This window comes from Streptomyces sp. NPDC001770, from assembly GCF_053596135.1.
Map to the genome: position 1 here is coordinate 1 of NZ_JBSFFN010000081.1, position 8,468 is coordinate 8,468.

8 protein-coding genes are annotated in these 8,468 nt (G+C 70.0%); 3 read left to right on the forward strand and 5 right to left on the reverse strand.

Annotation, left to right across the window (positions count from 1 at the left end; all coding sequences use genetic code 11):
* The 5 genes from ACWCSV_RS34225 to ACWCSV_RS34245 all read right to left on the reverse strand — a co-directional run.
* A partial coding sequence (locus ACWCSV_RS34225) for an HAD-IC family P-type ATPase (protein WP_451149111.1) occupies window positions 1-899 on the reverse strand: 899 nt, incomplete at its 3' end.
* Window positions 896-2,560 (reverse strand): potassium-transporting ATPase subunit KdpA, encoded by a 1,665-nt coding sequence (gene kdpA / locus ACWCSV_RS34230; protein ID WP_451149113.1) that lies wholly within the window; start codon window positions 2,558-2,560, stop codon window positions 896-898. The genes ACWCSV_RS34225 and kdpA, both read right to left, overlap by 4 nt.
* Window positions 2,561-2,567: 7 nt before the next feature.
* Window positions 2,568-2,657 carry a K(+)-transporting ATPase subunit F gene (gene kdpF, locus ACWCSV_RS34235; protein WP_037777601.1) on the reverse strand — a complete coding sequence of 30 codons (90 nt, stop codon included), beginning with the start codon at window positions 2,655-2,657 and terminating at the stop codon, window positions 2,568-2,570.
* Window positions 2,654-2,896, reverse strand: a complete 243-nt coding sequence (locus ACWCSV_RS34240; protein ID WP_451149115.1) for a hypothetical protein — start codon at window positions 2,894-2,896, stop codon at window positions 2,654-2,656. Before ACWCSV_RS34240 ends, kdpF begins: the two co-directional genes overlap by 4 nt.
* Before the next feature lie 176 nt (window positions 2,897-3,072).
* The gene (locus ACWCSV_RS34245) at window positions 3,073-5,019 is read right to left on the reverse strand and encodes an NAD-binding protein (RefSeq protein WP_451149117.1); all 1,947 of its coding nucleotides are present in this window, start codon (window positions 5,017-5,019) and stop codon (window positions 3,073-3,075) included.
* A 429-nt stretch (window positions 5,020-5,448) separates the two neighbouring features.
* Here ACWCSV_RS34245 and ACWCSV_RS34250 point away from each other — a divergent pair, with 429 nt between their 5' ends.
* Genes ACWCSV_RS34250 through ACWCSV_RS34260 form a run of 3 tightly spaced genes read left to right on the forward strand, consistent with a single transcriptional unit; the run spans window position 5,449 to window position 8,353 of the window.
* A complete protein-coding gene (locus ACWCSV_RS34250) occupies window positions 5,449-6,135 on the forward strand; it encodes a 2OG-Fe dioxygenase family protein (RefSeq protein ID WP_451149119.1) in 687 nt (228 codons plus the stop codon).
* Between the two features lie 5 nt (window positions 6,136-6,140).
* Window positions 6,141-6,980: a class I SAM-dependent methyltransferase gene (locus ACWCSV_RS34255; protein WP_451149121.1), complete on the forward strand. Its 840-nt coding sequence runs from the start codon at window positions 6,141-6,143 to the stop codon at window positions 6,978-6,980.
* Entirely contained in the window at window positions 6,977-8,353 is a 1,377-nt protein-coding gene (locus tag ACWCSV_RS34260) for a diaminopimelate decarboxylase family protein (protein WP_451149123.1), read from the forward strand. Before ACWCSV_RS34255 ends, ACWCSV_RS34260 begins: the two co-directional genes overlap by 4 nt.
* The last annotated feature ends 115 nt before the right edge of the window (window positions 8,354-8,468 follow it).

Genomic DNA, 8,468 nt, shown 5'->3' on the forward strand with positions numbered 1-8,468 from the left:
TCCATACCGGCGATACCGATCGCGGAGAGCAGCGCACCGATCGTGGTCGGGATCAGACAGACCAGCAGAGCGGCCAGCACGATCATCGACTGCTTCTGACCGGCGTAGACCGCGAACGGCTGGAGGCTGACGACGGCGAGCAGGAAGACGATCGTCAGCGACGCCAGCAGGATGTTCAACGCGATCTCGTTCGGCGTCTTCTGCCGTGCCGCACCCTCGACCAGGTTGATCATCCGGTCGATGAAGGTCTCGCCCGGCTTCGTCGTGATCTTGATCAGGACGCGGTCGGAGAGGACCTTCGTACCCCCGGTGACGGCACTGCGGTCACCGCCGGACTCACGGATCACCGGGGCCGACTCGCCCGTGATCGCGGACTCGTCCACCGAGGCGACGCCCTCCACCACGTCACCGTCGCCCGGAATGACATCGCCCGACTCGCAGACCACCAGGTCGCCGACGCGCAGTTCGGTGCCGGGAACCTGCTCCTCCTTCCCGTCGGCGACCCGGCGGGCGACCGTGTCGGTCTTGGCCTTGCGCAGGGTGTCGGCCTGCGCCTTGCCGCGGCCCTCGGCCACCGCCTCGGCGAGGTTGGCGAAGATCGTCGTCAGCCAGAGCCAGGCCGTGATGGCCCAGCCGAACCAGTCCGTGGGGTCCGTGGCCGCGAGCACGGTGGTGAAGACCGACCCGACCAGCACCACGAACATCACCGGGGACTTGACCATCACCCGGGGATCGAGCTTCCGCACGGCGTCGGGAAGCGACCTGAGCAGCTGCTGGGGATCGAAGAGGCCACCGCCGACGCGCCCTTCGCCCTGACGGCCGGTGGGTGCGTCCTGGTGCGGCGCCCGGGACGGGGTGACAGCGGACATGGAGTCCTCTTGCTCTGGACCGGTGGTCATGACGCCAGCCCTTCGGCCAGCGGGCCCAGCGCGAGCGCCGGGAAGTAGGTCAGACCGGTGACGATCAGGATCGTGCCGGCCAGCAGCCCGCTGAACAGCGGCTTGTGGGTGCTCAGGGTTCCCGTCGTCGCCGGTACGGGCTTCTGCGCGGCCAGCGAGCCCGCCAGAGCGAGGACGAACACCATGGGCAGGAACCGGCCCAGAAGCATCGCGATCCCGAGCGTGGTGTTGAACCACTGGGTGTCGGCGTTCAGGCCCGCGAAGGCGGAGCCGTTGTTGTTCGCGCCGGAGGTGTAGGCGTAGAGGATCTCCGAGAAGCCGTGCGCGCCCGGGTTCAGCATCGAACGCGGTGGGGTCGGCAGAGCCATCGCGGTGGCCGCGAAGCCGAGCACCAGGGCCGGGGTGATCAGGATGTAGCAGGCCGCGAACTTGATCTCGCGGGTACCGATCTTCTTCCCCAGGTACTCCGGCGTGCGCCCGACCATCAGACCGGCGATGAACACCGCGATGATCGCCATGATCAGAATGCCGTAGAGCCCCGATCCGGTACCACCGGGCGCGACCTCGCCGAGTTGCATGCCCAGCAGGGCGATACCGCCGCCGAGGCCCGTGAACGAGGAGAGGAACGCGTTCACGGCTCCGGTCGACGTCACTGTCGTGGCCACCGCGAAAATGGACGAGCCACCGATGCCGAAGCGGGCCTCCTTGCCCTCCGCCGCCCCGCCGGCGATGTCGAACGCGGGTCCGTGGTGGGCGAACTCGGTCCACATCATCAGGGCGGTGAAGCCGACCCAGATGAGGGCCATCGTGCCGAGGATCGCGTACCCCTGCTGGAGCGAGCCGACCATCCGTCCGAAGGTTCGGGTCAGGGCGGAGGGGATGAGGAGGATCAGGAAGACCTCGAAGAGGTTGGAGAGACCGTTGGGGTTCTCGTAGGGGTGGGCGGAGTTGGCGTTGAAGTAGCCGCCGCCGTTGGTCCCCAGCTCCTTGACGGCCTCCTGGGAGGCGACGGCGCCGCCGTTCCACTGCTGGGAGCCGCCCGTGAACTGACCGACGTCGTGGATGCCGGAGAAGTTCTGGACGGCACCCGTCGCCACCAGCACCACGGCCCCGACCACCGCGATCGGCAGCAGGACGCGGACGGTACCGCGCACCAGGTCGGACCAGAAGTTGCCCAGCTCGCCCGTGCCCGTACGGGCGAACGCGCGGACGAGCGCGACGGCGACGGCCATGCCGACGGCGGCGGAGAGGAAGTTCTGCACCGCCAGGCCGCCGGTCTGCACGACGTGGCCCATGGCCTGCTCGCCGTAGTACGACTGCCAGTTGGTGTTGGCGACGAAGGACGCCGCCGTGTTGAAGGCCTGGTCCGGATCGATCGACGAGAACCCCAGCGAACCCGGCAGGCCCCCCTGAACCCGCTGCAACAGGTACAGGAAGAGAACGCTCACGACGGAGAAGGCCAGCACCCCGCGCAGATACGCGGGCCAGCGCATCTGCGTGTCCGGATCGGCGCCGACGGCCTTGTACGCCCACTTCTCGACGCGCAGGTGCTTCTCGGAGGAGTAGACGTGGGCCATGTGGTCGCCGAGCGGGCGGTAGGCCAGGCCGAGCGCCACGACGAGCGCGAGGACCTGGAGCACACCGGCGAGAACGGGGCTCATACCGGCCTCAGAACCTCTCCGGATACAGCAGGGCCAGGACGAGGTAGCCCAGCAGGGCGACGGCCACGACGAGGCCGACGACGTTCTCGGCGGTCACAGCTTCGCCACCCCCCTCGCGATCAGGATCACCAGCGCGAAGACCGCGATCGTGGTGACGACGAAGACCACGTCGGCCATTCCATGCTCCTCGGGCCGTGCGTCGGACAGGGCCGCCCCCTGAACCAGCCGGCTCCCCGCGGAAGCCTCCGGCTGGAGCCGGACCCTCGGACACCCAGCAAATCCCCGGTGCTGCCGGTTCCGCCTGCCGTGGACGGGGCGCGGGCCGGCTGCCGGCACGACTTTGACGTACTACGGACAAGGCGGCCGCCCCGGAGGGGAAAGGGGAGGGCGTTTAGCCCGTCCGAGGCGCCTCCCCGCCGCCACGGCCCGGCTGCCCCCGGCGCGCCGCCATGGGCACGCCCCTGCTGCTCCCGCCGCGCCCCGGCTGTCCCGTCCCGGTCCCGTACGGTCCGTCAGGCGGCGTCCGGAGCGGTCGGCGCTCCGCGCGTGAGGATGTCGAGTCCGCGCCGGGTCGTCGCCAGGACGACCCGGTCGCCCGCCCGCAGGACGCGGCCGTGGGGAGGACGCCAGTCGAAGCCGGCGCGTTCGGAGAGGTCCTGGCCTCCGAGGGTGTCGGAGGGGGAGCCGACGTGCGTTCCCGGAACAGCCGAACCCACGGCGAGGACGCGCCACTCGTTTCGGGCGAACGCCTCATGTACGGAGAAGCCCTCGAGCGCCGGATGGCCGGCCACGTCCACCGTGGTGAACAGGAGCACCCCTCGCTCGACCGGCATCACACCCACGACGTGGCGGCCCATCATCGCGGCGGCGAATGCCGGCGAGGCGAGCGCCGAGACGCTCCGGCTACGGGTCACCGCGTCCGGATAGGAGGCGCGCAGGGTGAGCGAGACGGTGGCCGCGAAGTCGTCGTCGTACAGCCGCATCACTGCCCGTACGCCCGAGTTGGCCTCGCGCGCGGCCATGACGATGTCCAGGTTGGCGCTGTCGTCGCTGGTCAGGACGAGCAGGGAAGCGCTCTGCCCGATCCGGGCGAGGTCCAGGGCGCGGGGGCCGGTGGCGTCCTCCAGGATGAGGGGCACACCGAGCTCCCGGGCCACCGCGACGCCCCGCGCCTGCGGATCGCGTTCGACTGCGACGACCCGGTGATGGGCGGAGCGCAGCCGGACCAGGACCCTGGTGCCCACCTTGCCGAGCCCGACGAGCACGATGTGGTCCCGGAGGTCGTCGGCGGGCAGGTGGTTGACCGAGGCGGCGCGGAAGGCGCCGGTCGCGTTGATGGTGGCGGCCACCACGAGCGGGAGGATCGCGATGCCGGTGAAGCCCGCGATCAGCTGGAGGAACTTGCGGGCCCGGGGCTCTGAGGTGGCGGGATCGCCCATCGTGAAGATGTCCAGCAGCGGAAGGTACACCGCCTTCCACAGGGGTATGCCGTCGACGGCCGCGTAGGTCGCGAGGGAGAGCAGCGCCACCACTGCCGCCAGCACACCGAAGACGGAGGTCATCTCGCGCGAGACGAACACCTTCCACGGCAGATGGGTGAGCCGTTCACGCAGCCAGCCGCCGATTCCGCGCGAGGCCGAGGGAGCCTCCAGCGTGCGGTCGGCGGTCACCTCCTCCAGCATCAGCCGGCCGTGTGTGAACTGGCTGTGGTACGCGGTGACGGTGTCCGGCAGGAGCTGGGTTCCGCCGTCCCCCGGGGTCTCCGCGCTGTCCTCGCTGCGCGGATCGTGCCGGTCCGTCCCGGAGAAGACGGCCAGGGTGGCCAGGTCCGCCGTGTGCGGGGGAGTGCCGGCCGGGCGGACCACTCCCCGGAAGACCTTGCCCGCGACCTGGAGGGTGTGGCCGTGGCCGAGCGCCGCCGCGGCGACCAGTTCGGGAACCGCCGTGTCGGAGTCGGAGAGCACCGTGGTCGACGTGTCGAGCGGCAGGCCGGCCGGCGGGGCATCCTGGGGCGGAGCCTCCGGCCGGTTCCGGCGGGCCAGGACGGCACGGTCCAGCAGCTGTTCGAGGTGGCGGCCGCGCTCGCGGTGGTACATCCGGATGACCAGGCGGACGGACGGATTGATGCTCCGGGCGAGCAGGGCCGCCATCATGTTGGTCTGGTCGTCGCCGTAGGTCAGGGCGAGGGCGGCGGCCTGTTCGACCCCCGCCGCCCGGAGCGTCTGCTCGTCCGGACGTGCCGCGACCAGCAGTTCGATGCCGGAGGAGGGGTCCCGGTGGAGCGCGTCGATCTCTCCGCCGTGCTCGTGGTGGCGGGACGGCAAAACGACGGTGACGGTCTCTCCGCACACCGCGTCGAGTTCGACCGCGAGGCGGCGGGCCAGGCCGTCGTCACCGCAGATCACCATGTGCCGCGAGCGCGGGGTGCCGTGCGGGACGGCTGAAGGAGTCGTGATCACACGCGCCAGCCTGCCGTTTCCCTGGTGTTCGATTCCAGCCCGAGTGGAACTCCGGCATCAACGTTCCGTATGGAAAGGGGCGATGACCGAGATCCACCGTCGTTCGCGGGCAGGGCCGGGCACTTCGCGGTCGTCACGCTCCAGCGGTTCGGTCCCCGGGGTTCCTGTGATCAAGTCTGTGATTCGACGATCCGCACTGGTCGCCGCCGCCATCGCGGCCGTCGCGGCCCTCCCTCGGCCTCGCACGCATCCCGCCCGTCGCCTACACGCGATCACGTGTGATGTCCATACGACACCGTGTCGAACTCCACCCGAGTTCATGAAGCAACCAAGTTCTTGTTAGCGCGGAGTTCACCTGTCTAACCTCTCCGGGAGCCGTTCACGGCCCCGGACCCTCGGGCATCGGGGCACCTGACCTTGGGAGTTCGGATGGGCCTTAACGCGCAGGGTTTTGCCATCATCGACACGCCTCCGCTGGACGACCGCACACTGGCCGAGTTCGAGAAACTGCCGCTCGACCCTTACACCGGCTCCACTCAGAGGTACCGCCGCTTCTCCCAGTTCCGGCTTGTCCACGACGGCGAGTGGAAGCTGGAACTGCTGCCGCACCGCCACTTCGCCCAGCCGCGCCAGTTCAACGACCTCGTCGGTGGCCGGATGCGCACCCTGGAACCTCTGACGGGGGACCCCGCGCCGCTCATCGCGGCCGGCGCGGAGGCCCTGGGCCTCGACAAGGACACCGTCTGGCAGCTCAACATCCATCAGTGCCGGGTCGTGTCCACCCCCGATGTCGAGGGCGTCGCCGCACCCGAGGGGCCGCACCGCGACGGGCACGAGTACGGCATCGTCGCCGTCACCCGCCGTCAGAACATATCCGGCGGCGAGACCGAACTCATGCCGCTCGGCGGGGGCGAGCCGTTCTTCCGGACCACCCTCGAGGACGGCCAGGCGATCGCCTTCGACGACCGCCTGATGTTCCACAATGTCACCGACATCGAGCACCTCACCGACGAGGGGGGCCACCGGGACGTGTGGCTGGTGGCGGTCAACTCCTGGGACAACCGCCGCTACGGCGAGGAGTACGAAGCCGAGGTCCGCGCGAGCAACGAGGCGTGATCGGCATGCTGAATCCCGTACTTACGCCCCCGGCCGCTGCGACAGCCGGTGACACCGCGCCCGTCTACGACCGCATCGGCGTCGGCTACTCCTCCGTACGCCGCCCCGACCCACGGTGGGCGCAGCAGATTCAGGAGTCGTTGGGAAACCCCCGCTCGGTCCTCAACGTAGGAGCGGGAACCGGCGCGTACGAGCCGGCCGGCGTGCCGGTCGTCGCGGTCGAACCGTCAGGGGAGATGCGGGCGCAACGGAGCCCGGACGCCGCTCCCTGCGTCGCCGGCAACGCGGAGAGCCTGCCCTTCGACGACCAGAGCTTCGACGCGGTCATGGCGGTGCTGACTGTCCATCACTGGTCGGACCTGGAGGCCGGGATCTCCGAACTCCTCCGGGTCGCCTCCCGATTCGCCATTGTCACGTACGACATGGACGTACAGGCCGACTTCTGGTTCACCCGCGACTACGTCCCGCAGATCGCCGAGGCCGAATGGTCCCGTGTGCCGTCCCTGGACCGTCTCACCACACTCCTCGGACCCTGCGAGGTCACGGAGTTGCCGGTGTGGCACGACTTCACGGACGGGTTCATGACCGCGTTCTGGCAGCGACCGGAGGCCTATCTCGATCCTGCGACGCGTCAAGCCTGCTCGGCCTTCGCGCTGACCGACGAGCAGGCTGTCGCCCGGGGCGTCGCGCGGCTGAGCGACGATCTCGCTTCCGGTGACTGGCATCGCCGTTACGCCGACCTGCTCACGCGCCGGCACATCGACGCGGGCTTCCGTCTGCTCACCGGTGTCTCGCCGTACGCCGCACCGGCGCGAGGTTCGCACGAGAAGGGGATACGCCGATGAGCCGGGACCAGCCGGACAGCGGGCCGGAACCGGGCTGGGACTACGAGCGCCTGGTCGGCATCGCGCAGCGGCACGGCACGCCCGTGCACGTACTGGACTCCGCTCGGCTGGACCGGGCGACGGAGCATCTGCTCGAAGTGCTCGGCGGCCTGGGCCGGCCGGCCCGTGCGTACTACTCGGTGAAGACCAACTACCTGCCGTATCTGCTCCGGCGCCTGGCCGGTCACGGCATGGGCGCGGACATTGTCTCGGGATACGAACTGGAGGCCGCGTTGGCCGCCGGGTTCGACCCGGCGGCCACGGTGTTCAACGGTCCGGTGAAGACCGACGCCGAGCTGGCCACCGCGGTGCGGCACGGTGTGCGGGTCAACATCGACGGCGAGCAGGAAATAGCGGCACTGGAGAGCATCGCCGCCCGGGCGGGGCAGACCGTCGAGGTGGGCATCCGGATCTCTCCCGGCGTGCCGGTGTCGACCTCCTCCGACCCCTCGTACCGGGCCCAGGCCGAGCGGGCGGCGGCCCGCAACCGCTTCGGCTGGCCTGCGGGGTCACCGCAGCTCGCTCGTCTCGTCGAGCAGATCGCCGAGTCCCGCCACCTGTCCCTCACCGCCGTCCACGCCCATCTGAGCAGCCAGATCGTTCACCAGGACCTGATGCTCCAGGCTCTGGGACGCGTGCTGGACGAAGCCGCGGTCCTGCACCGCCGGTTCGGGCTGCGCGAGGTCAACATCGGTGGCGGCTTCGGCGTACCGGGAATCCGACGACCCCGTTCCGGCCCGCTGACCGCACTGTGGATGGCGCAAGGGGGGACCGCCCCCGCACCGGACGACGAACCGGTCCTGGAGGTCGCACAGCTGCTTCCGGAGCTGGACAAGCGGATGCAGCACGCCGGCCTGGAAGGCGTGGCCCTCGCCTGCGAGCCGGGCCGCTGGCTGGTGTCGGACGCCATGGCCATGGTGACGCAGGTGATGTCACGCAAGGAGCTGCCGGAAGCCCGCTGGCTCATCCTGGACGGCGGCAACAACATCGCCCCGTGGGTCGGCAGCGGCGAGATCCACCGCCTGACACCCGTCGGCCGGGACTTCTCGTCCCGGCGGAGTACCTGGTCGGTGGCCGGCCCGCTGTGCTACGAGAACGACGTCCACGCCGCGGCCATGGAGCTGCCGGACGACCTCCGGCCCGGCGACCTGCTGTGCCTCCACGACACGGGGGCCTACTCCCTCGGACGCAGCAACAACTTCATCCGGACCAGGGCCGGGGTCGTCGCTGTCGACAGCGATCAGGAGGAGCTGGTCTGGAGGGCCGAGACCGGCGCGGACGTGTTCAGCCTGGCCGACCCCGCTCCGCCGGGTGCGGTCTCCGGAGCACCGTAATGGTCAAGGGCTACCTGGAGCTCCTGATGAAGGACGACGCAGCCGTGGCTGGTGTTGGCCGAGCCGAAGATGCTGGAGCTGCCCCAGTAGTTGCCGTGCACGAAGGTGCCGGAGC

Excerpts from the sequence above, each read along its gene's own strand:
- ACWCSV_RS34250 (WP_451149119.1), top strand. The coding sequence starts at position 5,449 with ATGGGCCTTAACGCGCAGGGTTTTGCCATCATCGACACGCCTCCGCTG.
- ACWCSV_RS34260 (WP_451149123.1), top strand. The coding sequence starts at position 6,977 with ATGAGCCGGGACCAGCCGGACAGCGGGCCGGAACCGGGCTGGGACTAC.
- ACWCSV_RS34255 (WP_451149121.1), top strand. The coding sequence starts at position 6,141 with ATGCTGAATCCCGTACTTACGCCCCCGGCCGCTGCGACAGCCGGTGAC.
- kdpA (WP_451149113.1), bottom strand. The coding sequence starts at position 2,560 with ATGAGCCCCGTTCTCGCCGGTGTGCTCCAGGTCCTCGCGCTCGTCGTG.